We start from the raw sequence: 26042 nt of genomic DNA, 5'->3' as shown, positions 1-26042 counted from the left end.
ACCTATTCTAGCAAATAATCATAAATTATGTTGACAAATCAACATTAACAGACTATATTCTAGGTAAGTTGAGTTGTCAACATAAGGAGGCTAACATGAGCGATAATGAAAAAACTGGTTCAGAATCATTGATACAATCACTGATCGACCACAATATCAAATATGTCTTCGGAATACCAGGAGCTAAAGTAGACCGGCTTTTTGAAGATTTGGAACATTCTGATTTAAAAAATAAACCAGAACTGATAGTATCCAGACATGAACAAAACGCTGCGTTTATCGCTGCCGGTATCGGCAGGATCACCGGTCATCCAGGTGTTGTAGCAGTTACATCCGGACCTGGTGCCTCAAATTTGGCTACTGGTCTGGTAACAGCTACGGCCGAGGGCGATCCGGTAATAGCTATCGCAGGACAAGTACCGCAAGACGATCTTTACCGTTTGACTCATCAAAGCATTAATAGTGTTGGTCTGATGTCCTCAATCACAAAATACAGTGCACAAGCCGCTAATCCGGATAACATCTCCGAAATACTAGCCAATGCTTACCAAGCAGCACAAAGCGGCAAAAAAGGTGCAGCTTTTATTTCAGTGCCGCAAAATATACTGTCCGAAAAAGTTTCTCGTCCAAACGTCAAAAACGTCGAAAAAGAAACTTCAGCCGGAATTCTTTCAAAAGAAACTGCCGATAAAATCATAGAAATGATAAAAAACGCCAAATTGCCGGTTATTTTAACTGGTATGCGGGCATCTGATCCTGATGTAACTACATATATAAGAAAATTGTTAAAAAAAGTTCCTCTCCCTGTCGTCGAAACATTCCAAGCAGCAGGTATAATTTCACATGATCTAGAATCGCTTTATTTCGGCAGAGTCGGTTTGTTTAGGAACCAGATCGGTGATACCCTTTTGAAACAAAGTGATTTAGTCATCGCTATCGGATACGATCCAATCGAATATGAAGCTCGTAATTGGAACAAAGACCGTAAAGGAAAAATAGTCAGTCTAGATACGATCTCCCCTGAATTAACGACCGATTATCAGCCAGATCTGATCTTCACCGGCGACCTGGCTAAAAGTATCGACTTTATAAAAGATGAATTTACCAACAGCTTCAAAGTCAGCGATGATGGCAAGCAACAACTGCAAGCCCTGAAAAAACAATTCGATTCAGCAGACCTGCCGCCAAAACAAAGCAGTCTCAAAAAAGTCCATCCGCTGGCGATCGTTCAAGCTTTGCAAAAAAGAGTCAATGATCAAACAACAGTAACGGTAGATGTCGGCAGTCATTATATTTGGCTGGCTCGTCATTTCCGCAGTTACCAACCGCGCCACCTTCTTTTCAGCAACGGTATGCAAACCTTAGGCGTATCATTGCCGTGGGCGATCGCTGCTGCTCTGGTTCGTCCCGAAGAAAAGATCGTCTCTGTTTCAGGTGATGGCGGTTTCCTTTTCTCGGGTCAGGAACTAGAAGTAGCTGTACGCAAAAATCTTAACATCGTGCAGCTCATTTGGAATGACGGCTATTATGACATGGTCCGTTTTCAAGAAAAGGCAAAATATGGTCAAGACGCTGGTGTCCAGTTCGGACCGGTTGATTTCGTTAAGTACGCCGAAAGTTTTGGTGCCAAGGGACTGCGTGTCGATGAAAATAATTCTTTGGATAGCGTTTTGGATAAAGCCTTTGCAGCTAAGGGACCAGTCTTAGTGGACATTCCGGTTGATTATTCTGAAAATATAGAATTGAAAGAAGCGATTTTACCTGGTGAATTAAATTAAGGAGGAAAAATGGCAAACACTAAAGTACTTTATCAGCATGGGACCTTGGCTCTTTTAGTCCCTGGTCTGCTTGACGGTACTGCTTCGATCAAAGATATCATGAAACACGGCGACACCGGTATTGGTACCGGCCAGGGACTTGACGGCGAATTGATATTTTTGAACGGTATTCCATATCAAATAAATAGCAAAGGCAAAGTCCAGATCGTTAAAGATGACTTCTCGGTCCCCTTCGCCAGTGCCCATTTTGCTGATTTCAACTTTTTAAACAGCCCAAAAAACATCAAGGATCAAGATCTATACAAACAAGTGCTCAAACAAAGCGGTTTGAACAACACTTTCTTCGCATTTTTACTAAAGGGTACTTTTAAAAAGATCCAAACGCGAGCTGTTGAAAAATCACAAAAACCTTATCAAACATTATTGCAGACTGCTAAGAAACAAAGTGTTTTCAGCGGTCAGGATATAAAAGGAACTTTATTGAGCTACTATGCCCCGGATCTTTTCAATGGGGTCGCTGTTGGCGGATTTCATAGCCACTTTTTATCAGATAACAAAGATTTCGGCGGTCACGTTCTGAATTTTGAACTAGCTGAAGGCGAATTATCGCTGCAGGTATTCGATAGTCTTGATCAACATCTGCCAATAGATAACGAAGATTTCATGAAACATGATTTTTCAACCGATAATATCAATAGCGACTTGGCACGATCTGAACAATAATAACAAAAAAGAACTCACACAAGGGTTCTTTTTTTATAATGATAAAGGAGGATACCTATCATAAACCGCAAGAATAGTATGCTTGCCAGATTCAGTGCTTTGATATTTGGTTTGCTTTTAAATGCATTTGGAAACTCGTTGACGATCGTTTCCGGTTTTGGTGCCGGAGTCTGGACAGCAACAGCTATCAATTTAAATCACATCGTTGATTTGTCAGTCGGAAATATAATTTTTATTTTTGGAATTTTCAGTATTATCGTTAATCAAATATTGATCAAAAGGATCGAATTCATACGAGCTGTCAACGAACTGATCTTTATTTTATTTTTCAGCCGTTTTATAGATCTATTCACAAATATTTTGATATATTTTAAAGCAGAAGAACTGCCTTGGTACATCAGAATATTTTTATCGATCATGGGCGTAACTTTTTTCTGTATCTCGATATCTGTTTATCAAAGGGCCAATTTAGTCATGCATCCCAATGATGATACGACCAACCTGTTAAGATTCATGTATTTAAAAGGGAGCGCGATCTGGTCGCAATTGATCGATTTTATTCCGCCGATATTGCTGACTATTATATGTGTTTTGATCGATAAAAAAATATACGGATACAATGTCGGCACTATTTACTCAATAGTTTTTAATGGGGTTTTGATCGATTGGTCTGACAGAAAGATATTTCCTGCTTTAGTACATAATTTTAAAAAGCCTATGAAAACCAATAAGCACACCGCTTAGTAATTAATCTGATCACGATCGGTTTGTTTGACCAAGGCGTCACTATTTCGACAAATCCATCAAAAGCAGCGTATATTCTGCTAAGCAGGTCGGCAACTTTAGAAAACGAATAGAGTAAATGGCAAAGAATGGCCATCCTTAATAAGGATTTAAGTGTTATACAGTCATTGGGAAATGAATTCTTTGCAAAAATCGCATAATTAAAACCCCAAAATCGTCATGATTTCAGGGTTTTGAGTTATTCTTTTTTAAATTTATAAATAAAGATTGTCAGAATCGAAAGCAAAGGCAGCCATAACAGATTTTTATAAACATCTAAAAAAGCGTGGTTAAGATTATCTTTAAGATTGCTTTTTAAATCAGCGACGAAAGCATTAAGCTGACGGTTGATATGCCTTTGTGAATCATTGATTTTCTGATCGACTTTTACATCTATATCCCTTTTGATCCGAGCTTGAACATTTAGTGGTAGAGACACGGTCGGCAGTGACGATTTTTGAGCTAGTCGAAGCATTTGCTTCCGGAAAGCCTGTTCTTTTAGCTTCGTGCGAGTCCTTTGACTGACCTTGATTTTTTTAACTTTAACTTCCTGGCGACTATCCATTTGGCTGCTTTTCGGATCAAGTTTTTTGTTAATTTTATAATCGATCTTATTTCTAGTTCGAGCCGGCAAATCCAGCTGTTGTAAATACTGATCGGCGTGATCCAAGCTATCATTTTTGGCCTTGCTGATGTTAGCTGCGACCATGGTCGTAATAACAGCAAAAGATAATACCATCCCCACTTGACGCAAAACATTAGCAACACTTTGCGAATCAGTTAAACGATCACCATGAAAATCAGCGACTGACAAAATATTAGCTGTTGCTGCTACCATACCGTAACCAATGCCTAACAAAATATCAGCAATGATCAGTTGATAATAATTTTCTCTCAGATCAAGATTTGCCAGCATATAATAACTGGCAGCTAGTAAGACAAATCCCATTGCGATGATCAGCTTATTGTTGATTTTTTTGACAAACAAAGAAGTAAGGATAACAGCGAACATGACCGTGACTGAATAAGGTGTGATCAGCAAGGCAGCGTTCAATTCCGATTGGCCGTGGATACGTGTTAAAAAAGTCGGTATCAAAACAGCCATACCGGCTAACAAGAAATTACAGAGAACAAGGCTGAGACCAGCACCATTAAAGTTACGATTTTGAAAAAGGCTCATATTGATCATTGGGTGAGCTTGTCTGAGCTCAAAAAAAATAAAAGCGGTAAAGCTAAAAAACGATAAAGCCAAGAATGATAAAATCGCTGGCGAAGTCCAGCCCCATTTATTAGCTTGGATCAAACCAAAGGAAAGTGAAAATAACATCAGCATGCTGATAAAAGCACCTATAAAATCGACAGGGCTGGGACTTTTTTGTTCATTTCTCATTGGCAAAACTAAGACGAAAAAGATAATATCCAATATCAGTAAAGGAATGTTGATGAAAAAGACCCAACGCCAGCTGCCATATTGACTCAAAATACCACCGACTGTTGGTCCCAATGCAACAGCCAGTCCTTGAGCACCGGCTAGGGCAGCAACGATCTTATTACGATTACTTTGATTAGAAATTTCCAAAGCAATAACCATACTAGTCGGAATGATCATCGCAGCACCAGCACTTTGGACAGTGCGGGCAAAAAGCATAAAGGACAAATCATTAGAAAGCCCACTTAACAAAGATCCTAAACCAAAAACCAACAGGCCGACAAAAACAAATTTATTGCGGCCGAACTTTTGTGCCAGACGGCCAAAAGGAATGATCAAAGTCGCAAAGATAATCGTATAAATGTTCAAGACCCAAGACAAATTACTAAAACTTTCGTGAAAAGCACTCTGTATTTCAGGAAGTACGATAGTCACTATCGAAACATCCATCATGCAAAGCAGGTTGCTCAGTAATAAAACCGGCAAAACGAATTTGATTTTGTTCATAAACCCTCCAGAGAAATCTTTCAGGCTATAGCGCGCTAAGCCACATTGACACATTAGTGACAGGTAAATTCACACCCGTGACATCTATGCCATTTATCAGTATAATGACAATACAGTTTAAAAACTAGGTCTTTAAACCAAGTGCTACAAAGAATAGCAACATGTGACAGGAACATTTTTGATTATGAATAAAGAAAATCCATTAGCTAAACAATCTAAAGAATGGTTATGCCAAGCCTTTTTTAATTTATTGGAAAAACACGATTATGATGAGATAAGTGTCAAGGACATTTCCTTGGAGGCTGGATTAGCTAGGCGAACTTTTTACCGTGCTTTTAAAAACAAAGACGATCTGCTGGAATACTATGGTCGAAAAATCATCGACAAATATATTAAGGAATTGGGCACTTTGAAAGCAGCTAAGATGAGTTTTAATCAAGTCTTAAACTTATTTTTCAACTTCTGGTGGCATCAAAGAGAACAGGTTCGCTTGTTGATCAAAAAAAATCTATTTATCAACTTATTGGCTAAAATAACACCGCAATCACCTAAGCTCTATGAATATTTTCACGCTCCTTGGCATTTAAAGGCAACTCCGCAGCAAAGGGCTTATATTATGAGTTTCTCTGTCGGTGGCTTTTGGAATATCCTTAATAGCTGGCTGGCTAAAGATGAACCGGAAGAACCGGAAGAAATGGCCGGTCTTTTGATCCAAGCTTTGCGGCGAATCAGTGATTTTAGTTGATAAAAAAGCTTGTAAACAAGATTACAATGTAGTTGTTCAAAGTAGGCGCTCCTAAACTGCAGCCAAAACCAAGAAAGTTGAACAAGAGCCCTATTGGGAACAAGTTATTAATTTTCAAGGACAGGTATTGATAATGACGAGTGTTTTTGCAAGTCCATCAACTTATGTACAGGGAGTTGGAGTTTTATTTCAAAGCCAAAAGTACATCAAAGAACTAGGTACTAAAATCCTTTTGCTGGCTGACAGTACTGTCTATCAAATCGTGGGCAGCAAATATGCCGATTATCTTAAACAGAACGGTTTTGCGTTAGAACAAGTTACCTTTGGCGGTGAAGCTTCTGTCGATGAAATTAAGCGTGTTGATAAAATCGGCAGCGATTTTCAAGCTGATGCCATCGTTGGACTCGGCGGCGGCAAAACGCTTGACTCAGCTAAGGCGATCGGTGATGATCTAAAAATACCAGTCGCAATTTTGCCAACATTGGCTTCAACTGATGCCCCTTGTTCACGACTATCAGTTTTATATAATGATGACGGTTCGTTTTTAAAGTATCGTTTTTACGATAAAAATCCTAATCTGGTATTAGTTGATACTAAAGTCGTTGCCGGTGCACCGGCAAGGCTCTTAGCTTCGGGAATCGGGGATGCCCTAGCAACGAATGTCGAAGCTCAGGCAGTCGCAAAACACGATGGCAATACAATGCTGGCGGCTAAACAAACAGCAGTCGGCAACGCTATTGCTGCTAAGTGCGAAGAAACCCTTTTCAAATATGGTCTGGAAGCCATGACTTCGGCTAAAAATCACGTTGCATCTAAAGCGCTAGACAAGATCGTTGAAGCTAATACCTTGATGAGCGGTGTCGGTTTTGAAAGCGGCGGGCTGGCGGCCGCACACGCGATCCATAACGGTTTGACCTCGCTTAAGGGACCGGTACATCAATTGACACATGGTGAAAAGGTTGCTTTCGGCACTTTGACACAGCTGTTTCTTGAAGGAGCTGACAAAAATAGATTCGAAAAATTCTTGAAATTAGATTTAGAATTAGGTTTGCCAACGACGCTCAAAGACTTAAAGCTGGAAGACGTAACTGATCAAGAACTACTGCAAGTCGGCAAACTAGCAACATCAGAGAATGACACCATGAAAGAGATGCCATTTACCGTTGAAGCTCAAGATGTCGTAGAAGCTATGCGCGGAGCCGATGCTTATAGCCGAGACTATCAGGCCAAGCTGAACAAATAAAATAATCAGATAAATAGTTTAAAAACGCAGGACTCGATCGACCCTGCGTTTTTGTGTCTGAATAATTTAATAAATTATCAATATTATCGACGAAATAAAAAGCACTCTTCTAAATTGAGAATGCTTTAGTTAAACCTACTTTTTTAGCCTAGTTGATGACTTTTTGACACTTTAACCTCTTAGAAATGCCTTAGTCATGCGGTTAATGACCTTTCAGGGCCACTAAAATGGAGTAGATGGGAGTCGAACCCATGTCCAAGCTATCCAATCGCATAAATTTCTACGCTCATAGTCAGTAAAAAAATTCACTGCAAGTCAAGTTACTGGCATCCCAACCAACAGCTAGTCCAGATTTATTTCACCAAATGGTCCGTGGACGAAAACCAAATGGCTGATCCACTTAATTAAATCCTATTGCTGTCGTGGATTCAGCAAAGGATCACGCGGCGCTGCGTTTAGGCAGCTGCAAGTGCGTAAGAATTCTGATTATTTTTTGCAGTTAAATTCTGCAGTCTATGACCCGACAAACGGGAACGCGATTCATGCTTGTAATAACCTGTCGAATTCCGGAACTACCCCGTGCATTTATTATATCATCTTTAATTTTTGATAAAAGAGCTACTTACCTGGATATATCGGCAGTTTTTTTGCTACAATGTTATACGTGCTTTGGCTCCATGGTCAAGTGGCTAAGACGTCGCGTTCTCAGCGCGGAATCATGGGTTCGATCCCCATTGGAGCTATAAAAAAGGTTGATATAACAGCGTTTATAAACGTTTATGTGGCAATTTTGTACCACTTAATATTTTTCATTATTAAAAATAAATTATTTTAAGACACAAAAAAACAGCCCCGCTGTGAAGCTGCTAAGCATTCGCTTATTCTTCGACTATTGACTAAAAGTTTTGATATACATCCACAAACATATACTTAATGCTTTGTCTGCCGGGACTGCCCGGGTCTTTTGAGATCCGATTTACTTTAGATAAAATCTCAGCGGTATGGCCACCTATTGATCTCTTTTGACCCTAAACAAATTATAGCATCTTTTTTAAAATTTAGGAAGCGCTTTCACTATACAAAATCTAACCAAATAACAGAAAAAAAGATAACCGGCAAAAATATAAAAGCTAATAAATCGTTAAAAGAAAAAGACAGATTCTTAAAATGACCGCGTGTGATTTTCGCCGAATAAGCGCGGCTTTCAATAGCTTCAGTCAGTTCAAATGCTTTTTTGAAGGCTGACATAAACAAGGGCAGTATCAAAGGAAAATAAGATTTGATCCGCTTAAATAAATTGCCCTGATCAAATCGCGCCCCTCTGGATTTTTGTGCGTCGGTAATATTTTGCAATTCTTGAGAAAAAGCAGGTATGAATCGTAAAGTTATCATGATCATCAGAGAAATCTCGCTGACAGGTAGTTTGATTTTTTTTAAAGGACCCATCATTTTTTCTAAAGCAAAAACAAGATCATCAAGCGAAGTAACTAAGGTCAACAAGCTGCTGGCTGAAACCAGGCAAAAAAGGCGGACCATAATCGCAAAAGCAGAGGCGACCCCGCGGCTGGTTATTTGAAAAAAATAAAAGGAATAAAAAACATGACCTCCTTGAATATAAAATATGTTTAAAAAAGCAGTGAAAACGATTAGAAAAATCAATGGACGAATAGCTGAAAAAAGTTCAAAAAATTTAGTTTTAGATAACAAAAGAAATAAAAAAAGCAATCCCAAAACTAATAGCAAACTGTAGAAGCCAACCGCCGCAAAGGCCATGATCAAGTAAAAAAAGACCCAAATAATTTTCGTACGGGGATCTAAATGATGAATGATCGATTTTTTAGGGATAAATTGCCCAATAGTTATTTTTTTATTCATTTTTTAAGCGTTGATAATTGTCAACGATATCTCTTGCCATTTTTTTGACCGAAATTATCGACTGGTCTGAAATATTCAGACCAGCTTTTTTTAATTCTATTGCGATCTTGATCATATCAGGAAGATCAAGAGATGATTTTTCTAATAAAGAAAGATTACCGGCAGAAAAAACAGCTTGTTTGCTTCCGGACAAGACTGTTTTGCCGGAATCGATAACTAATATTTTATCAGCATAATTAAGAACATCATCCATGCTATGAGATACCAATATGACTGAATGATCTTCCCGATGACGATAATCATCTATCAAATCCATGATCTGACGGCTGCCGATCGGGTCCAGACCAGCAGTCGGCTCGTCTAAAACCAGTACTGACGGTTCCATTGCCATCACGCCTGCAAGCGCAACTCTGCGCATTTGGCCGCCGGATAATCGCATCGGGTCGGCTGATAGGATCTCAGCAGACAGCCCGACTTCTGTCAAAGATTTTTTTACACGGCGATCAACTTCATATCGATCCAATCCCATATTAGTCGGACCATAAGCAACATCTTCAGCTACACTTGATGCAAAAAGCTGATTTTCCGGATATTGGAAAACTAGTCCGACTTCAAAAACGACTGTGCTTAAAAGTTTCCCGCTTGCCCAAATATCTTGACCATTTATCAAAACCTGGCCTCTTTGCGGTTTAAGCAATCCGTTGATATGTTTAACCAAAGTCGATTTGCCGGAACCGGTCCGACCAATTATGGCCAAAGTCTGATTTTTAGCCAGCTTTAAAGATATATCATCCAATGCCAGTTTTTCGAAGGGACTGCCGGGATCGTAACGATAGGATATTTTTTTTAATTCTACCAAACTGCCAGGCAAGTTCATTCCTCTATTTTCTTTAAAATAACACTAACAGCCTTTTGCCAATCCAAAGAACCGTCTAAATTTTGATCGTCGATCGTAAAATTAATCTGTTTCAAAGAAAAAAGCAGCTGCCGACTTGGTGAAAGCTCTAAGCCGTTTCTCTTTAACATTTCCGGATCAGAAAAAACTTTTCCCGCTTTACCGTCAGCTGCTATCCTGCCCTTTTCTAATATGACCACACGATCGGCCAACTCTGCCTCTTCCATATGATGAGTGATCAAAATGATCGTCATCCCCTGCTTTTTCAACTTAAACAATAATTCGATAAGATCGCGACGCCCTTGCGGATCAAGCATTGACGTTGCTTCATCCAGAACGATCACTTTCGGCCGTAAAGCTAAAATACCAGCAATTGCTAAGCGTTGTTTTTGGCCGCCAGAGAGTTTAAAAGTCGATCGATAACGCTGATCGTACATGCCGACAGATTTAAGTGAATCAAAGACGCGTTTTCTGATCTCGACTTGATCTAAACCGAGATTTTCTGGTCCAAAAGCAGTATCTTCTTGAACGATAGTCGATACCAATTGGTTATCCGGATTTTGAAATATCAAACCTACTATTTCTTTCAGCAAAACTTTTTTTTCGGCATCTTTAGTATTGATACCGTTTGCCCAAATATCTCCCTTAACAGGAAGCAGCAAGCCGTTCAAATGACGAGCAAATGTTGATTTTCCTGAGCCGTTAGCTCCTAAAATAACAGTAAACTGACCCTTTTTAAAATCGATCGAAATATCCTTCAATATCCATTTCCCGTTTTTTGAGTAGCGAAAAGAAACGTTTTTAACGACTAACAAGTTTTTATTCGTACCGGATTCCATCTTACCAATATAACAATAAAGAGCTCGATACTCATTTATCGAAGAAATCAAGTCCCCTTCTTAAAGGCAGGTACAATAAAGTCACAATGATGACAGTCGTGACAGCATTGATGGCGGTCGCCGGCAGGCTGGTAAAAGAACCGATAAGTGCTGCGTTAAAAGAACTGCCGCCCAAAAGCAAAGAAATAGTTCCATGGAAAAATTCCAAAATAACTTTAGAAATACCAGCAATTATTGCTACGAACAAAATGATCGAAGTTTTTTGACTATATTTGAATAAACGATAAGTATAGGCAACGATAACGGCCATTATGGCAGCCAGTAAAACAGTTACCGGTGCTGTCGCCGCATAACCATCCACTAGATCCGATAATCCCAATCCGATCGCACCGGCAATACCGCCTCGCAAACCGCCCAAAAGCAAAACAGATAAGACTGAAAAAGCGTTGCCAAAATGAATAAACGGCCTGCCGACTGCTGCCGGCAGCTGAAAATGCAATAAAATAACTCCAATAAAAGTGATCGCTGCGAAAAGACCAACTAAAACGATATCTTTAACTTCAAAACTACCCTTTTTTTGCATCACAAGCCCTCTTAAAAAAATAAGTTGCCATTATTCTAGCAAAAAATCAAACAGAAAAACCTTTTTCTTTAGCATAATCTAAAGAAAAATAGCGATCGGGATGACCTGCCAGGCTTATTTTTACCAGCTTTGTATTGGGACGAACCAGATCAGCAATAAATTCGCCATCACTTTTAAAAGCTGATTGGTCATTAACGACTAAACTCTCGATGCCCTGCTTAAATTTATCAAAAGTCGTTAACTGTCCTTTTGGCAATGATTTTTTATATTCATCATAAAAATCGATCGCATTACCAACTTTGAAACTGTCATATTCAACTCCATGTGAAGTTTTTTGATGGGTCATCGCTGCCTCCTTAATGAAAGTTCGCATTTAATTATAAGCCGCAAGTAAAAACAAGTTAAGAGTACAATAAAAAAACGCCCGAAGGCGAATTTTTTAAGCCAGTGCACCCATTGGATCCCAGGGATCCAATACTTTAGGTACTTGAGTTTGTGCTTTTTGCAGATCTTCAGAAAGATATTTCTTATTAACGACGACTTGGTAAGCATAAAGACTCATCCAATCATCAGACATAATGAAATAACCCTTTTTACCAGCTTTATCACCCCATGAATTTTCAACCTTCCACCGTAACGGTTTTCCTTGTTCATCAAGGTCGACTCCCGTTAAGACCATGGCATGAGTCATCATCGAATCCCCATAATCAAGCTGCTGTGCCTTAGTGAGATCGATATCAATGCCAAAAGTATCTGAAACAGCAAAATTCTTTAAACTCATGATTCCGGTTTGACGATCGACTTGCGGTCCCATATCAACACCGAACCAGACAGATTGGCCATCCTTCAGTTGATTGATCGCAGCTTGTTTGAACTGATCCAATTTCAAATTCAAATGTTTAACTTGCCGGCCGCCGACAACGTTGCCAAGATTTTCGATCGTATAAGTTTTTCCATAAGGTTTATCGTCAGTCGGTGCATTGATGATCGAAACATAGTCTTCTAGATCTTGATCGATAAATTTAGCAAAGAAACTCTTGGGAGTAAGATTCTTCTCCAAATGGTAATTATTATCTTGATCGCGATACTCAAAATCAAACTGAGCGACCGAAGCAGGATCTCCAAAAGACAGACTTAACAGACGATAATTATCAGAATTGAATTCTTTGATTTTCTCAGAAAGTTCTGCCTGATTATCTTTTTGTTGAGCTAATTCTCTCAATTCAACTGCATCACGGCGCAGTTTCCGGTTAAATACACGGTTAAAAGCAAACGAATGACTTGTATCATAGGTTTCTGGAAAAACAGATTGTGGAACTAATCCATATTTTTCAATGATCGCACAGATCATATCCCACTGGCCGCCATCCTGCTGCGGTGTTTGCAAAAGATATGCCACTTTGCGATCATCCAAAGGAAGATCAGCTGTTTTGACGACATTATTGTAAAAATAATTTGCCTTTTCCAGTTTATCCCAGAAAAATGTGTAACTTTGCGATAACTGAAATTTGTCAGAGATGTTAAACAAATCAGAGGTGCGGTGACGCATCGTATTTAAGGCAGCAAACATCCAGCAGCGTCCAGATGATTTTTGGTCTGAAACTTGACCGGTTTTTACTTCAACAGAAAAAACATTTTGTGCCTCAACAGCTGCCTGATTATCATTAGTTGCTTTTTCTATTCCATTTTGGGTAACAGCTCGCCGGATCGCTTTTGCTGCAGGAAAAACGCTGGTACCTTTAGCAAAGCTGTCGATCTGATCGAAACTTATTGGATTTTGACTGATAGTACTATTATCACTCATTTGCTAAAACCTCCTCAACTTTTTTATGACCGTTAGAGTATGCAGCAACATCGGCATTTATCATTTGCTCAAAGCGTTCAAACGGTAATTCCAGAGTCTTATCGCTGCCGCGGAAACGTACTGTCACAGTTTGATCGTTTATTTCTTTGTCGCCGACAACGATGATGTAAGGAACTTTCAAATTAACTTGAGCATCACGGATCAAATAGCCCATCTTTTCATTCCGAGTATCAAATTTGATACGGCGGCCGTCTTTCATCAAGCGGCTGTAGATCTTACGAGCATAATCACCGTGAGCATCATAATTAACAGGAATAACGACTGCTTGGACCGGTGCCAGCCAGGTCGGGAATTGACCCTTATATTTTTCGATCAAGAAAGCCACGAAACGTTCCATCGTACCGACAACGCCTCGATGGATCAAAACAGGACGATGCTCTTTACCGTCTTCACCAGTATACTTCATATCAAAACGCTCCGGCAGCAAGAAATCGAGCTGGATCGTAGACATAGTTTCTTCATTACCCAGTGCAGTCCTGAATTGAATATCAAGTTTTGGACCATAGAAAGCAGCTTCGCCTTCTGCTTCAAAATAGTTAAGGTGCATATCGTCCATCGCCCGTTTCAAAGCAGCTTGAGCATGTTCCCACATAGCATCATCATCATAATATTTCTTGGTATTCTTTGGATCACGGTAAGAAAGCCGGAAACGGTAATCATTATCAGTAAAACCGAAATCAGCATAAACTTCACGGATCAAACGCAAGATCTCTTTGAATTCGGGCTCAACTTGATCAGAAGTAACAACAGTGTGGCCATCATTAAGCGTCATTTCGCGAACACGGGAAAGGCCTGTCAGAGCACCCGATTTCTCCCAGCGATGCATTTGACCGAATTCAGCAATACGGTATGGCAGATCACGATATGAACGTGGCTGATGCTCGTAAATCTCGATATGAGAAGGGCAATTCATCGGTCTGAGTTCTAGCTCTTCGCCGTCATCGGCTTTCATCGGCGGAAACATATCATCGCGGTAATGGTCCCAGTGGCCAGATCTTTTATAAAGGTCGAGGTTTGAAACAACTGGAGAGTAAACATGAAGATAACCATTTTGACGTTCTTTTTCTGCCAAATAATCTTCGATCGTGCGCCTGATAGCTGCACCATTAGGCAGCCAAACCGGAAGTCCTGCTCCGATCTCCTGATTGGTGAAAAACAGTTCCATTTGTTTGCCGATAGTACGGTGATCTCTTTCTTTACGTTCGTCAAGAGCTTTCTTCTGCGCATCAAGGTCCGCTTGGTCCCACTCGGAAAGACCGTAAATACGCTGCATCATCGGATTATCAGATTTTCCGCGCCAATAGGCTCCTGCCACAGAAGTCAGAGCAAAGTGTTTGATCCATCCGGTAGACGGCACAAGACCGCCGCGGTCCAAATCAGTATAATCACCCTGCTGGGCAATAGTGATCTCTTCGTCTTCGGGAAGGTCATTGATCAGTTCCACTTTATAAGGGTCGTCTTTAAAAATATTTAAGGCTTCTTGCCTGCTGACCGGTCGGTTAGAGATCGGGTAATCGGCTTTAACTATCTTATGCATTTCTGCTTCGATAGCAGGAAATTCTTCAGCGGCGATCTGTTTCTCTGATTCGGCAGAGTCATCTGTGTCATAGTAAAACCCATTCGAAATTGAAGGGCCGACTCCCAAATGAACTTTCGGATGAAGATGACGCAGGGCTTGGGCTAATAAATGAGCAGTTGAATGACGTAAAATATCAAGAGCTTCAGGATCATCTTTTGTGATCAATCTAAAATGACCTGAAAAACGGATCTTTTCATTAACGCCGATATAGTGATCATCGATCTTGGCTGAAACAGATTTCTTAGCTAAAGAAGGACTGATCGATCTAGCTATTTCCAAGGGTGTCGTTTCTGATGAAACTTTTTTTTGGCTGCCGTCCGGCATGATTAAATTAAATTCAGACATAATTCCTCAAAAAATAAAAACGCCCTTCACCTGCAAACTGCAGTGAGGGACGAATTTCTTCGCGGTACCACCCAACTTCGCCATTTTAAAAAAACAACCTCTTTGGTATTTTTACTGATGATTTATTTGAGCTAGTCAGTTTCGTCATCATCGTTTTCGGTTTTCAGCTTATCCCGAATCTCTGTGTACGACTGCGACGGCTTCTTGTCTCGACAAATTAAAGTATAACGCGATTTGTATCTTTTTAAAAGAAAACCCGCAACAATTGCGGGCATCTAATGAAAGAGTATTTTATTTTTTAGCAATGAGCAGAAAAAAGTTTTTAACGAACGATTATTAAGTTCCGATCATAAACTTTGTTGGAAAAAATTTCCTTCGATTTTTCGTTAATCGCAATTTTGTTAATTCCTCAATGCTTCTAATCCAATGGACATCTAGGAATATATCTCATTGCCCGTCTATATTATAACAGATTTTAGAAAGCGCTTACAGTATTTTTTAAACAAAATAAATATTAAAATAAGAGATATGAAAATTAATATCGTGTATGCATCAATAACTGGAAATAACGAAGACTTGGCGGCTGTGATCGATGATGAATTCACCGAACAGGGCTGCCATGCAGACGTATCAGAATTCGAAGAAACAGATGTTGCCGACTTAAAAGAGAGCGACATCGTTGTTATTGTCGTTTATACCTATGATCGCGGATCTCTGCCCGAGGAATCGCTTGATTTCTATGAAGACCTAAAAAATACAGATTGGTCTGACAAAAAAGTCGGCGTGATCGGTTCCGGTGACGTTTTTTATGGTCCGGATTACGATAAAGCTGTTGAAAAATTTGCTAAAAGAGTCAAAGAAAGCGGTGCTAAATGTCCAGCAGAAGCTGTGAAGATAAACCTTCAAGTCGATGAGAACGATCTGCCAACGATCAAAAAATTCGTTAGCGATCTCCTCAAAAATAAGTGATCATCTGAGTTCAACGATCGTTGCACCATCCCCGGCGCCATTCGGATTAGCAAATTGATGGCTTTTTACACGGCGATCCGAACGCAGCATCTGAGTAACTCCCTGCCTAAGCGCACCGCTGCCCTTACCGTGGATGATCTCGATCGTACCAAGATTATTTAATACAGCTTGATCTAAATATCGGTCCAAATCGATCATAGCTTGTTCATATCTTTCACCGCGAAGATCTATATGGCCGGATACACTCTTTGAGGAATTTTTGACGACTCGAGTACTTGCTTTTGTTTGTGTCTGCTGATGGATCTTTTTTGATTCAGCATCGGAAATTCTTTCCAACTGGTCTTGATCAACGTTTACTTTTAAAATGCCGAGTTGGACTTGCCACTGATTATTGGAAATCTTGTCAATAATGGTTCCTACTTGGTGGTAAGGAGTGACCATAACATCTTGTCCGATCTTCAAGGCTTTGTTGTATTTGGCTTTTTTCAAGACTTTGTTTTTTTCAAGAGAACCATCTTGGCGAAGTTTATCGAGACCGTGTGCCAGCCGTTGAAGTTCTTGTTCGTTTCTGCCGCCCTGCCGACCATTTTGCAAACGCTCGCGACGAATTTGATCGATTATTTTCTTTGACTCGTCTTTAGTCTTGGCGATGATCCGGTTAGCTTCATTTTTCGCTTCCAATATTTTTTCGTTTGCTTGCTTATCGATCGATGCTAGTTGGAGCTCCAATTGCTGATTTTTTATCTTTGCCTGATCCAAACTATTTTTTAAAGAAACCTGCTTTGCTGAAAGATCAGCTCTTTGGCTGACAAGACCCTTGATAAGTTCGTTTAACTTTTGATCTTGCGGGTCAACGTAGGATTCTGCTTTGTCTAAAATTTCTTTTCTTAAGCCTAAGCGCCGAGATATCGTCAATGCATTTGATTGTCCTGGTATTCCCATCAAAAGCTTATAAGTCGGTCGTAAACTTTTGACATCAAATTCCATGCTTGCGTTGATAGCAAAATCATTTTGATCGGCGAAAATTTTTAATTCAGGATAATGGGTCGTCGTTAAATTAAGGACCTTATGTTCTGAAAAGTATTCGATGATGGCCATTGCTAATGCAGATCCCTCACCGGGGTCAGTTCCCGCGCCTAATTCATCTAAGAGGACTAATGAATTTTCATCGGCATTTTCAACGATAGACTTGATATTGTCCATGTGCGAAGAAAAAGTAGATAACGATTGCTCTAAACTTTGTTCATCGCCTATATCAGCAAAAATATCATCAAAAACGAAGATTTCCGAATCTGGATCAGCAGTAATGAAAATACCTGATTGAGCCATCAAAGATAACAGTCCGAGTGTTTTCATAAGCACGGTCTTACCGCCGGTATTTGGTCCGGTAATGATCAAAGCCGAGTATCCATCCCCTAAAGCGATGTCGTTTGCGACTGCATCAGCACCAAGGACAGGGTGGCGAGCATTTATCAAGGAAACGATCTTCCTATCGCTAACGACCGGTTTATTAGCGTTCATCTGTTCAGCTAAACGCGCCTTAGCTTGGATCAGGTCTAATTCTCCGATCAGCTGATCATTCAATCTCAGCTGTTCGAAATAAGGAAAAAGACTTTTAGAGATCTCTGCTAAGATCCGGTTGATCTCATTTTTCTCCTGTACACCTAATTCGTGGAGATGTTCATTTAAGCCGGTAACTGATTCTGGTTCAATAAAAAGGGTCAGACCGGACTGGCTCTGATCATGAATAACGCCGCCAAATCTTTTTCTGAATTCTGATTTAACAGCGATCACCAAAACACCATCTCGGCTAGAAATTATTTTTTCTGACAAATATTTGCTCTGAGAACTTTTTAAAATGGCTGATAATTTACTTCTGACTTGGTTTTCAGTCGTTAATTTGTTTTTCCTGATATGACCTAATTGAACAGAGGCTGTATCAAGAACACTGCCGCGATCGTCAACTGTTTTTGATAAAAGATCATCAAGGCGAGAAAAATCAGTCAAGCGGTCAACGACAAATAATAACTGCTTGATGTTATCGTACCAAGCCTCATCTTCAAGACTCTTAAAAAAATCAAGAATCTTTTTGCCCGATCTTATAGACTTTTCTAAGGCAGCTAATTCAGTTGAGCTTAAAGTCGCTTTGATCTTGATACGCTTGAATATCTCGTTAAGATCATCAACGGGTTCTAAAGGAATTCCTCCCCGACGTCTAGTTATCAACAAAGCTTGGTCAGTTTGATCCAAAAGGATCGACACTTTTTGTCGATCAGAGGAAGGCTCTAAAATATCTAATTTATGTTTTCCCTGAGCAGTCACCAAAAAAAGAGCAAGCTGCTCCTTGATCTGGTCAAATTCTAATGTTTTAAGAATTTTTTTATTCATTTACGCTTCTTATTCCGCTTTTTCTTTGCTTTTTTAATTTTTTTGAAGGCGCGTTTCATTGCAAAATTCGCAACTTTGCCGCCAATACCGCCCGTTTGGCCGCCAAAGCCAGGAAGGCCGCCAAACTGAGACATATCAGGAAGGCCGCCTCCTGCAGGAGCGGAACCGGCTTGACCGAACATTTGCTCCATACCTGCCGGCAGCGAACCCTTGCCGCTTGTAAATTTATGCATCATCTCGCGCATTTGCTTGAATTGCTTGATCATCCTGTTGACATCAACTACAGGTCGTCCAGCCCCAGCTGCGATGCGTCGGCGGCGCGATGGATTTATCAAATCAGGATCCACTCTTTCGGCTGGAGTCATCGAATAAACGATCGCTTCCATATGTGAAAAATCTTTTGGCCCGACTTGAATCTGCGATAAAGCAGGGTTGTTTGCCATACCTGGGATCATCTTTAAGATATCTTCCATTGGCCCCATATTTTGGATCTGCTTTAGCTGTTCTAGAAAATCGTTGAAATCAAAGGTATTTTCCTGCAGTTTTTGTAACTGTTCGGCCGCTTTTTTTTCATCAACATCTTTTTGCGTCCTTTCGATCAGCGAAAGAACATCACCCATGCCGAGAATACGGCTGGCCATGCGGTCAGGATAAAAAACATCAATATCGCTGACTTTTTCGCCTTCTCCGACAAATTTGATCGGTTTGCCGGTTACTTCGCGAATCGATAAAGCAGCACCGCCTCGAGTATCGCCATCGAGTTTGGTCAAAACAACACCGGTGATACCCAATGATTTATTGAAACCATCGGCCGTTTCAGTAGCGTTTTGACCAGTCATAGCATCAACAGTCAAAAGGATCTCGTCAGGCTTAGCGATCTGCTCTAGATCCTTTAGCTCCTGCATCAAAGTTTGATCGATCTGCAAACGACCGGCGGTATCGATAAATACATAATCATTTTTGTCTTGGTCAGCCTTTTTCAAGCCGTCTTTAACGATCTGCCGCGGATCGATATCGGTCCCTTTATCAAAAACCTCGATCTGAAGCTGATCCCCTAAAGTCTTTAATTGCTCGATAGCAGCTGGACGATAAACATCGGCAGCGATCAGCAATGGCCGAGCGTGCTCATTTTCTTTTAAGCGGTTCGCAAGTTTAGCGACCGTCGTCGTTTTACCGGCACCTTGCAAACCAGCCATCATAATAACAGTTGGTATTTTGGCCGACTTATTCAAAGGTACGGCTTCTTGACCCATCATTTCAGTTAATTGTTCATTAACGATTTTAATGACCTGCTCAGATGGGTTTAACCCCTCAAGGACTTTAGAACCAAGTGCTTCTTGCCGAACTTTTCTTATGAAATTACGTGCCGTCTGCAAATTAACATCGGCTTCTAAAAGAGCCAGCCTGATTTGACGTAAGGTATCATCCAGATCGCTCTCGGAAACTTTTCCTTTTCCCGAGAGATTTTTCATTGCTGTTTGAATACGAGATGTAAGATTTTCAAATGCCATTATTTTTCTTCCAAATCAATTAATTTTTTTACAATATTTGAATCATATTTTAAAAGTAAAGAGCCTTCCAGCTTGCGCCGCTGCAAATAATCTCGGCGTAAATGGATCTTGCTTTCAAATTCATCCAAACTGACCAAAGCTCTTTTTATCTGATCAGAAACAGCTTGACGGCTTATTTCTTCATTTTCTGCGATTTCGCTTAAACCGAGGTCATCGGCAAGATAAGCCTGAAGATAGGCCTGTTGTTTTTCAGAAAGCAAAGGGCCATAAAAACCAAATAATTCGGTTTTCAATTGTTTTTCCGATAGATCCAATTAAATCAAGTCCTTAAACAATCCGTAAACAAACTCATCAGCGTTGAACGTTTGGAGATCAGTAACTTTTTCACCTAAACCGACCCATTTTACCGGCAAATGAAATTCCTGTCTGATCGCTAAAACGATGCCGCCGCGCGCCGTACCGTCAAGTTTAGTCAAGACGATGCCGGTCACGTCGGTAGAATCTTTGAAAAGGCGGGCTTGCTGCAAGGCATTTTGCCCTGTCGTTGCATCAAGAACCAGCAAAACCTCTTGCGGTGCATCGGGCAATTGGCGAGTGATCGTTTTTTTCATCTTTTCCAATTCACGCATCAAATTTTGATTATTTTGAAGCCGGCCAGCTGTATCTACAAAAAGGATATCATAATGCTCGTCAACAGCTCTTTTGACCGCATCGAAGACCAGCGCTGCCGGATCAGATTTTGCTTTTGCTGTTATTATATCAACACCGTCTCTTTGTGCCCATTGGTCCAGCTGTTCGATCGCGCCGGCACGAAAAGTATCAGCAGCCGCTAAAAGAACTTTCTTGCCCTGGTCTTTATACAGCTTAGCCATTTTGCCGATCGTAGTTGTTTTGCCGACTCCATTGACACCGACGAAAAGAAAAACGGATGGTTCGCCATTTTCAGCAAAATGCATATGATTATCTTCGCCATTGCCGGCCTGATCATAAATATTGACAAGCTTTTCGATGATCACGTCTTGGACTGCTTTTTTATTCGTCGCATTTTTCAAACGGACCTCATCTTGAAGTTCATTAGAAATTTTTAGAGCTACTTCGAATCCAACGTCAGCTCCGATCAAAGTTTCTTCGAGCTCATCAAAGAAATTTTCATCGACAGCTCGAAAATTCGCCATTAATAATTGAAATTTTTCAGAAAAACTTGACCGGCTTTTTTCCAGACCCTTTTGGTAATCATCGGATCTGCTTTCATCAACTGTCTTTGGTGCTGTTTCGTCAACTTTGTCCGAGCTTAAATCGAGATCGCTTTTATCTGTGCCGCTATCATCCTTTTCAATATCGGTCGTTGATTCATCCAAGGGGAGCGGTGCAAAGGCATCCTTAACCTTGTCAAGAAAGCTTTTAGAATTTTTTTCTTCAGTTTTTTTCTTACGTAATCGATCAAATAAACTCATTATTTTACTCCTGAAACTTTCTCGGCTTTTTTGATATCGATCGATACCATCGTCGAAACGCCCGGTTCTTGCATAGTCACTCCATACAAAAGATCAGCATAACGCATAGTACCCTTGCGGTGAGTTATGACTATAAACTGAGTACGATGACCAGAGCCGCTGATGAAACGACCAAAATTATCAACATTAGCTTCATCAAGGGCGGCCTCGGTTTCATCTAATATGACAAAAGGAACTGGCCGGACCTGAAGAATGGACAGCAGCAAAGCGATCGCAGTCAAAGCTTTTTCACCACCTGATAATAATGATAACCTTTGTAACTTTTTTCCAGGCGGCTGAACGCGTATTTCGATACCGGTCGTCAACAAATCATTGGGCTTTTCTAACTGCAGCTGAGCTTGTCCTCCGTTAAAAAGCTTGACAAAAGTTTCTTTAAATTTTTCGGCAACAGCTTCGAAAGTCTTTTTAAAGCGTACAACGACCTCCTTATCCATTTCGTTCATCGCTTTTTTTAAGTTCTCACTAGAATTCAAGAGGTCTTGGCGCTGTTCGTTTAAGAAATCATACCTTTGTTTGACCTCTTTTAATTCATCTATCGCAGCTAAATTAACATTGCTGTAATCAGATAGTTCTCTTTTCAACTTATTTATTTTTGAAAGGAGCGTTTCAATATCAAGATCGGTATAAAGGGACAGCTCATCAGATCGGTCTATATCTATACCGAGATCAGACATTTTTTGTTCATTTTGCTGCAGGCGGCTTTCTAAACCGGCTAATTTGCTTTGTATAGAGGATCTTTTTTCAAGATATTGACGCATATCAGCTTGGATCTTTTGATCAAACTGTTCGCCAATACTTATTTGATGATCGACAGCTGATCTTTTTTCAGCTAAGTCATCTTTGCCTGCTTGAGCTTCTTTTATCTTCTGCAGACTGGCATCACTAGCATCGCTTCGTTCATAACTGGTCTGGAGTTCCTTTAATCGATCCTTTAAAGCATTCATTTGATTTCGCAAATCCGATTCTGTTTGCTGCTGCAAAGAAAATTCTTTTTCTGACTGCTTTAGGCTATCTTCCTTACCGGTAAGCTTGATCTTTATTTCTAACAATTTGTCTTGAAGACTAGATAGTTTGTTTTCAAGAAAATCATTGCTCTGAGCCTTTGTTCGCAAATTCGTTTGTGCTGCCGCGATTTTATCGTTAAGTTCTTCTCTTTGCTTTTGAAATGAAAGAAGTTGGGTTTTCAAATCAGCGATTTTATCGTTCAAGCTCTTTTTATTTTCTTCGATCGATCTAATTTCTTTTTCGGCTCGTTGATAATCGTTCTTGGCTGATCTTAATTCGATTTGAGCTAAACGCACCTGCTCTTTTTCTTCGATCAGCCGGCTGCGCATTTCAGAAAATTTCTTTTCATCTGAAGTTATTTTATCAGCAAGTTCGCGATGATCACGCTCGTCTTTTAACAGACCGGAACGCATCTGCTCAAATTGCTTTTCCAATTTTTCGGTCTCGGCTTTTTTTGAAAGCAAACCGACTTGATGACGATTAGATCCACCGGTTATCGAACCGCCAGCATTCACCAAGCTGCCGTTCAAAGTAACGATTCGGTAATGCTGCTGCAGCAGGCGGGATATTTCAAAGGCCGATTCTAGATCTTTAGCCACTAAAGTAAGCGCCAAAAGATTTTCCAATAAAGGCAAAAAAGTTTCATCAGCCTTTATCAAAGAAAAAGCCGAACCTAAATAGCCGGAGCGGCCTTGCAATTTATCTTTGACCAAAGCAGGCAGGCGGCGAGCCTTGATACTTTCCAGCGGCAAAAAAGTAACACGACCCAGTTTGTTGGCATTTAAAAATTGAATAGCATTTTTTGCCGTATCCCTTTTATCAACGATCACGTTTTGCAAACCGGCTCCAAGAGCCGTCTCGATCGCTAAAGCATATTCAGCTGGGACATCGATCACCGAAGCGACAGTTCCTATCAAGCCGGGGAAATTATTTTTATTTGACAAGATATTTCTAACACCGGTGTACAAGTCGTAATTTTCACTGGAATTATGCAGAGACTCAAGCCGTGAGCGGACCTGATTGAATTGCATCAACGATTCGTTTCTGCTTGCATTCAGCTTAGATAAAAGCTTTTTTTCATTATTTAAGCCGACCAGAAAATCATCAGCTTCTTTTTCTAATCTGCTAAAGGGGCTAAATGCATCAATATTCGAAGAAGAGTTTTTAGAAATTTTTTTTGAGTATTCTGTCAGCTCTTTTTTTAATTCTTCGATTCGCTGACCGTACATTTTTAAGTTTTCTAAATAAGCGGATATCCGATTAGCTGCCGAAGAGATTTTTTCGCTTATCTCAAGCTGATTCCGGTTTAATTCTTGAAGAATGTCTGTTTCTTGGATACCGGAAAAATTTTTTTGCGCTTTTAAATCAGCTATCTGCTTCAAAAAATGATCCTGTTGGCCCTTTAGATCATCGATATTTTGCAATAAATTTTTTTTGTTGCTGGAAAAACCGCCATCTTTATCGATAAGCTTCTGTAATTCAAGTTCAGCCTGCCGATAATTATCCTGGATCGATTGATATTTCTGTCTGTTGAGTTTTGCATTACCCAAACTGCGTTCGCGATCAACTGTCAACTGTCTTATTTTTTCAAGTTGTTTTTCAAATTTATTTTGCAAAGAAATTTTTTCTTGCTGAAGATTCTTTCTCTTGAGCGACGATCGCTCAGCTTCTTTTTCATCCTCAGATAAATGATCGTTTATTTCGCTCAGCGTTTTTGAAAAAGAATTTTTTTGCTCTTTTATATTTATGTTCTGCCGGACTAAAGCTGCTGCTTGGTAATTATCAAACTGTCCTTTTAGAGATAAATACTTTTCTGCTTCGGCCGCTTGAGTTTCCAGCGGTTGGAGCCGTTCTGATACTTCATTGATAATGTCAGCTAATCGTTCTAAGTTATCTTTAGTCTGTATCAGTTCGTTTTGGCTTCTGGCTTTATTTTGTTTATATTTAAAAACTCCAGCTAAGTCTTCGATGATAGATCGGCGATCAGCGGCTTTAGCGTTGAATATTTCCTCAACTTTTCCTTGGTTGATGATCGAAAAAGATTCACGGCCAAGTCCAGTGTCGATAAAGATATCGGTAATATCCCTTAAGCGAACCTTGCTTCCGTTTAGCAGATACTCAGCCTCGCCGCTCCGATATAGTCTTCGTGATATCCGCAATTCGTTATAAGGGGAGCTTAAATAATGATCAGAATTATCAATGACCATGCTGACTTCGGCCCGCCCCATAGCACGGCGGTTTTTTGAACCGCTGAAAATAACATCAGCCATAGTGTCGCCGCGAAGTCCTTTTGCCGATTGCTCACCCATTACCCAGCGAATCGCTTCGATTATATTCGATTTTCCAGAACCATTGGGTCCAACGATCGTCGTCATCCCCGGTTTGAATTCGATCAAGGTTTTGTCGGCAAAAGATTTGAATCCATTGATTTCAAGTGATTTTAATTTCATTGACCGTTATAACGCTGGTAGGCGTCTTTGGCGGCTTTTTTCTCAGCTGCTTTAATAGAACGTCCTGAACCAGATCCAATGACTGTTCCATCAACAAAAACAGAAACATCAAAATGGGGGCGTTGAGGATCAGACAGATCTTCATGCTCAACTTGATATTCAATATCTACCGAGCCGTCTCTTTGCAAAAGTTCTTGAAGTTTTGATTTATAATCAATGAATTCTTCAAAAAAACCTTGATCAACAGCTGGGAAAATCGTTTGATTAAGGAAATCATAGACAGCCTTCATGCCTTGGTCCTTATAAAGCGCACCGACAAACGCTTCCCAAATATCTTCCAGCAAACTGTCGCGATGCCGGGCACCGGACAGTTCTTCTCCTTTGCCCAAACGAATATAACGATCAAAATGCGCTAAACGAGCAAAATGCGAGAATGATTTGCTCTGGACCATCGCGATCCGCATCTCGGTAAGCTGGCCTTCTTCCCAGGAAGGATACCTAGTGAATAAATAATCTGCAACAGCTAATTGCATAACTGAATCGCCCAAAAATTCCAGTCTCTGGTAATCATTGCCATCCTCTTCCGGATGCTCATTCAAGTAATTTCCTTGAGTAAATGCTTCGGTTAATATTTTTGTATTGGAAAAAGTAATTCCAAAATCTTCTTTTATACCTTTTTGAATGTTTGTCATTTTTAACTTTCTAATTATATCAAAATTCAGACAGTAAAAAAAAGCCCATTAACAAGGCTTTTTAAAACTATTTGCTGATCTTGTCATAAATATAATCTAGAGTCGAACCAAAAGTCGTTAATTTAGCTGCATCATCGTCAGGAATTTCAATATCATATCTATCTTCTAATTCCATGACCAATTCGACAAAATCGATCGAATCAGCATTAACATCCTTAGTGAAATCTAAATCGGGCGTTATTTTATCTTTTGATAATTGGAAACGCTGAGCAATCTCATCTACCAATTCATTTTTTAATTCTTCTTTAGTCATTTATTCCTGTCT

21 protein-coding genes, 1 tRNA gene and 1 other RNA gene are annotated in these 26042 nt (G+C 40.0%); 7 read left to right on the top strand and 16 right to left on the bottom strand.

Annotated elements, in window-relative coordinates; all coding sequences use genetic code 11:
• Positions 1–95: 95 nt before the first annotated feature.
• The 3 genes from alsS (at position 96) to ACKP2L_RS02270 (ending at position 3245) form a co-directional block, all read left to right on the top strand.
• On the top strand, positions 96–1778 hold the full coding sequence (alsS, locus tag ACKP2L_RS02280; RefSeq protein WP_439425772.1) for an acetolactate synthase AlsS: 1683 nt from the start codon (positions 96–98) through the stop codon (positions 1776–1778).
• A 9-nt stretch (positions 1779–1787) separates the two neighbouring features.
• A complete protein-coding gene (gene budA / locus ACKP2L_RS02275) occupies positions 1788–2501 on the top strand; it encodes an acetolactate decarboxylase (RefSeq protein WP_439425771.1) in 714 nt (237 codons plus the stop codon).
• Between the two features lie 78 nt (positions 2502–2579).
• Positions 2580–3245, top strand: coding sequence for a hypothetical protein (locus ACKP2L_RS02270; protein ID WP_439425770.1), 666 nt, complete (start codon positions 2580–2582; stop codon positions 3243–3245).
• A gap of 238 nt (positions 3246–3483) precedes the next feature.
• On the opposite strand, the gene ACKP2L_RS02265 is transcribed toward ACKP2L_RS02270, so the two are convergent.
• Positions 3484–5220 (bottom strand): MFS transporter, encoded by a 1737-nt coding sequence (locus tag ACKP2L_RS02265; RefSeq protein ID WP_439425769.1) that lies wholly within the window; start codon positions 5218–5220, stop codon positions 3484–3486.
• A 184-nt stretch (positions 5221–5404) separates the two neighbouring features.
• Here ACKP2L_RS02265 and ACKP2L_RS02260 point away from each other — a divergent pair, with 184 nt between their 5' ends.
• Together ACKP2L_RS02260 and ACKP2L_RS02255 are read left to right on the top strand one after the other, a co-directional pair.
• Positions 5405–5965, top strand: a complete 561-nt coding sequence (locus tag ACKP2L_RS02260; RefSeq protein WP_439425768.1) for a TetR/AcrR family transcriptional regulator — start codon at positions 5405–5407, stop codon at positions 5963–5965.
• 133 nt (positions 5966–6098) lie between these two features.
• Positions 6099–7208 carry a glycerol dehydrogenase gene (locus ACKP2L_RS02255; RefSeq protein ID WP_439425767.1) on the top strand — a complete coding sequence of 370 codons (1110 nt, stop codon included), beginning with the start codon at positions 6099–6101 and terminating at the stop codon, positions 7206–7208.
• Positions 7209–7433: 225 nt separating this feature from the next.
• Here the strand turns inward: ACKP2L_RS02255 and ssrA are convergent.
• Positions 7434–7787: a transfer-messenger RNA gene (gene ssrA / locus ACKP2L_RS02250) on the bottom strand.
• Positions 7788–7879: 92 nt separating this feature from the next.
• Between ssrA and ACKP2L_RS02245 the strand changes: the two genes are divergently transcribed.
• Positions 7880–7951: transfer RNA gene (locus ACKP2L_RS02245), tRNA-Glu, on the top strand.
• Positions 7952–8282: 331 nt separating this feature from the next.
• Here the strand turns inward: ACKP2L_RS02245 and ACKP2L_RS02240 are convergent.
• The 7 genes from ACKP2L_RS02240 to thrS form a co-directional block, all read right to left on the bottom strand.
• Positions 8283–9083 carry an energy-coupling factor transporter transmembrane component T family protein gene (locus ACKP2L_RS02240; protein WP_439425766.1) on the bottom strand — a complete coding sequence of 267 codons (801 nt, stop codon included), beginning with the start codon at positions 9081–9083 and terminating at the stop codon, positions 8283–8285.
• Complete coding sequence (locus ACKP2L_RS02235) at positions 9076–9954, bottom strand: energy-coupling factor transporter ATPase (protein ID WP_439425765.1); 879 nt, start codon at positions 9952–9954, stop codon at positions 9076–9078. The genes ACKP2L_RS02240 and ACKP2L_RS02235 overlap by 8 nt, the downstream gene beginning before the upstream one ends.
• A 2-nt stretch (positions 9955–9956) precedes the next feature.
• Positions 9957–10868, bottom strand: a complete 912-nt coding sequence (locus ACKP2L_RS02230) for an energy-coupling factor transporter ATPase (protein ID WP_439425764.1) — start codon at positions 10866–10868, stop codon at positions 9957–9959.
• Positions 10849–11400, bottom strand: coding sequence for an ECF transporter S component (locus tag ACKP2L_RS02225; RefSeq protein ID WP_439425763.1), 552 nt, complete (start codon positions 11398–11400; stop codon positions 10849–10851). Before ACKP2L_RS02225 ends, ACKP2L_RS02230 begins: the two co-directional genes overlap by 20 nt.
• Positions 11401–11446: 46 nt before the next feature.
• A complete protein-coding gene (locus ACKP2L_RS02220; RefSeq protein WP_439425762.1) occupies positions 11447–11746 on the bottom strand; it encodes a hypothetical protein in 300 nt (99 codons plus the stop codon).
• 93 nt (positions 11747–11839) lie between these two features.
• Positions 11840–13204, bottom strand: coding sequence for a C1 family peptidase (locus ACKP2L_RS02215; protein ID WP_439425761.1), 1365 nt, complete (start codon positions 13202–13204; stop codon positions 11840–11842).
• A complete protein-coding gene (thrS, locus tag ACKP2L_RS02210; protein ID WP_439425760.1) occupies positions 13197–15188 on the bottom strand; it encodes a threonine--tRNA ligase in 1992 nt (663 codons plus the stop codon). The genes ACKP2L_RS02215 and thrS overlap by 8 nt, the downstream gene beginning before the upstream one ends.
• A 528-nt stretch (positions 15189–15716) precedes the next feature.
• Here thrS and ACKP2L_RS02205 point away from each other — a divergent pair.
• Positions 15717–16157 (top strand): flavodoxin domain-containing protein, encoded by a 441-nt coding sequence (locus ACKP2L_RS02205; protein ID WP_439425759.1) that lies wholly within the window; start codon positions 15717–15719, stop codon positions 16155–16157.
• Here ACKP2L_RS02205 and ACKP2L_RS02200 read toward each other — a convergent pair whose 3' ends face one another.
• The 7 genes from ACKP2L_RS02200 to acpP form a co-directional block, all read right to left on the bottom strand.
• Complete coding sequence (locus tag ACKP2L_RS02200) at positions 16158–18545, bottom strand: endonuclease MutS2 (RefSeq protein ID WP_439425758.1); 2388 nt, start codon at positions 18543–18545, stop codon at positions 16158–16160.
• On the bottom strand, positions 18542–20056 hold the full coding sequence (ffh, locus tag ACKP2L_RS02195) for a signal recognition particle protein (protein ID WP_439425757.1): 1515 nt from the start codon (positions 20054–20056) through the stop codon (positions 18542–18544). The genes ACKP2L_RS02200 and ffh overlap by 4 nt, the downstream gene beginning before the upstream one ends.
• A complete protein-coding gene (gene ylxM, locus ACKP2L_RS02190; protein WP_439425756.1) occupies positions 20056–20349 on the bottom strand; it encodes a YlxM family DNA-binding protein in 294 nt (97 codons plus the stop codon). Before ylxM ends, ffh begins: the two co-directional genes overlap by 1 nt.
• A gap of 21 nt (positions 20350–20370) precedes the next feature.
• The gene (ftsY, locus tag ACKP2L_RS02185; protein ID WP_439425755.1) at positions 20371–21510 is read right to left on the bottom strand and encodes a signal recognition particle-docking protein FtsY; all 1140 of its coding nucleotides are present in this window, start codon (positions 21508–21510) and stop codon (positions 20371–20373) included.
• Positions 21510–25025, bottom strand: a complete 3516-nt coding sequence (gene smc, locus ACKP2L_RS02180) for a chromosome segregation protein SMC (RefSeq protein WP_439425754.1) — start codon at positions 25023–25025, stop codon at positions 21510–21512. Before smc ends, ftsY begins: the two co-directional genes overlap by 1 nt.
• Entirely contained in the window at positions 25022–25717 is a 696-nt protein-coding gene (gene rnc, locus ACKP2L_RS02175) for a ribonuclease III (RefSeq protein ID WP_439425753.1), read from the bottom strand. Before rnc ends, smc begins: the two co-directional genes overlap by 4 nt.
• Before the next feature lie 67 nt (positions 25718–25784).
• Positions 25785–26030 (bottom strand): acyl carrier protein, encoded by a 246-nt coding sequence (acpP, locus tag ACKP2L_RS02170; protein WP_439425752.1) that lies wholly within the window; start codon positions 26028–26030, stop codon positions 25785–25787.
• Positions 26031–26042: the final 12 nt, after the last annotated feature.

It is taken from the genome of Oenococcus alcoholitolerans (assembly GCF_051852995.1).
GTDB classification, from domain to species: domain Bacteria; phylum Bacillota; class Bacilli; order Lactobacillales; family Lactobacillaceae; genus Oenococcus; species Oenococcus alcoholitolerans.
This window is presented reverse-complemented; position numbering and strand designations above follow the sequence as displayed.

What these genes read in the sequence shown, in the direction of transcription:
- ACKP2L_RS02205 (WP_439425759.1), top strand. Translation starts at nt 15,717, where the DNA reads ATGAAAATTAATATCGTGTATGCATCAATAACTGGAAATAACGAAGAC.
- thrS (WP_439425760.1), bottom strand. Translation starts at nt 15,188, where the DNA reads ATGTCTGAATTTAATTTAATCATGCCGGACGGCAGCCAAAAAAAAGTT.
- budA (WP_439425771.1), top strand. Translation starts at nt 1,788, where the DNA reads ATGGCAAACACTAAAGTACTTTATCAGCATGGGACCTTGGCTCTTTTA.
- ACKP2L_RS02260 (WP_439425768.1), top strand. Translation starts at nt 5,405, where the DNA reads ATGAATAAAGAAAATCCATTAGCTAAACAATCTAAAGAATGGTTATGC.
- ACKP2L_RS02215 (WP_439425761.1), bottom strand. Translation starts at nt 13,204, where the DNA reads ATGAGTGATAATAGTACTATCAGTCAAAATCCAATAAGTTTCGATCAG.
- ACKP2L_RS02265 (WP_439425769.1), bottom strand. Translation starts at nt 5,220, where the DNA reads ATGAACAAAATCAAATTCGTTTTGCCGGTTTTATTACTGAGCAACCTG.
- ACKP2L_RS02225 (WP_439425763.1), bottom strand. Translation starts at nt 11,400, where the DNA reads ATGCAAAAAAAGGGTAGTTTTGAAGTTAAAGATATCGTTTTAGTTGGT.
- rnc (WP_439425753.1), bottom strand. Translation starts at nt 25,717, where the DNA reads ATGACAAACATTCAAAAAGGTATAAAAGAAGATTTTGGAATTACTTTT.
- ACKP2L_RS02270 (WP_439425770.1), top strand. Translation starts at nt 2,580, where the DNA reads ATGCTTGCCAGATTCAGTGCTTTGATATTTGGTTTGCTTTTAAATGCA.
- ACKP2L_RS02240 (WP_439425766.1), bottom strand. Translation starts at nt 9,083, where the DNA reads ATGAATAAAAAAATAACTATTGGGCAATTTATCCCTAAAAAATCGATC.
- ACKP2L_RS02255 (WP_439425767.1), top strand. Translation starts at nt 6,099, where the DNA reads ATGACGAGTGTTTTTGCAAGTCCATCAACTTATGTACAGGGAGTTGGA.
- ACKP2L_RS02200 (WP_439425758.1), bottom strand. Translation starts at nt 18,545, where the DNA reads ATGAATAAAAAAATTCTTAAAACATTAGAATTTGACCAGATCAAGGAG.
- ACKP2L_RS02220 (WP_439425762.1), bottom strand. Translation starts at nt 11,746, where the DNA reads ATGACCCATCAAAAAACTTCACATGGAGTTGAATATGACAGTTTCAAA.
- ftsY (WP_439425755.1), bottom strand. Translation starts at nt 21,510, where the DNA reads ATGAGTTTATTTGATCGATTACGTAAGAAAAAAACTGAAGAAAAAAAT.
- ffh (WP_439425757.1), bottom strand. Translation starts at nt 20,056, where the DNA reads ATGGCATTTGAAAATCTTACATCTCGTATTCAAACAGCAATGAAAAAT.
- smc (WP_439425754.1), bottom strand. Translation starts at nt 25,025, where the DNA reads ATGAAATTAAAATCACTTGAAATCAATGGATTCAAATCTTTTGCCGAC.
- alsS (WP_439425772.1), top strand. Translation starts at nt 96, where the DNA reads ATGAGCGATAATGAAAAAACTGGTTCAGAATCATTGATACAATCACTG.
- acpP (WP_439425752.1), bottom strand. Translation starts at nt 26,030, where the DNA reads ATGACTAAAGAAGAATTAAAAAATGAATTGGTAGATGAGATTGCTCAG.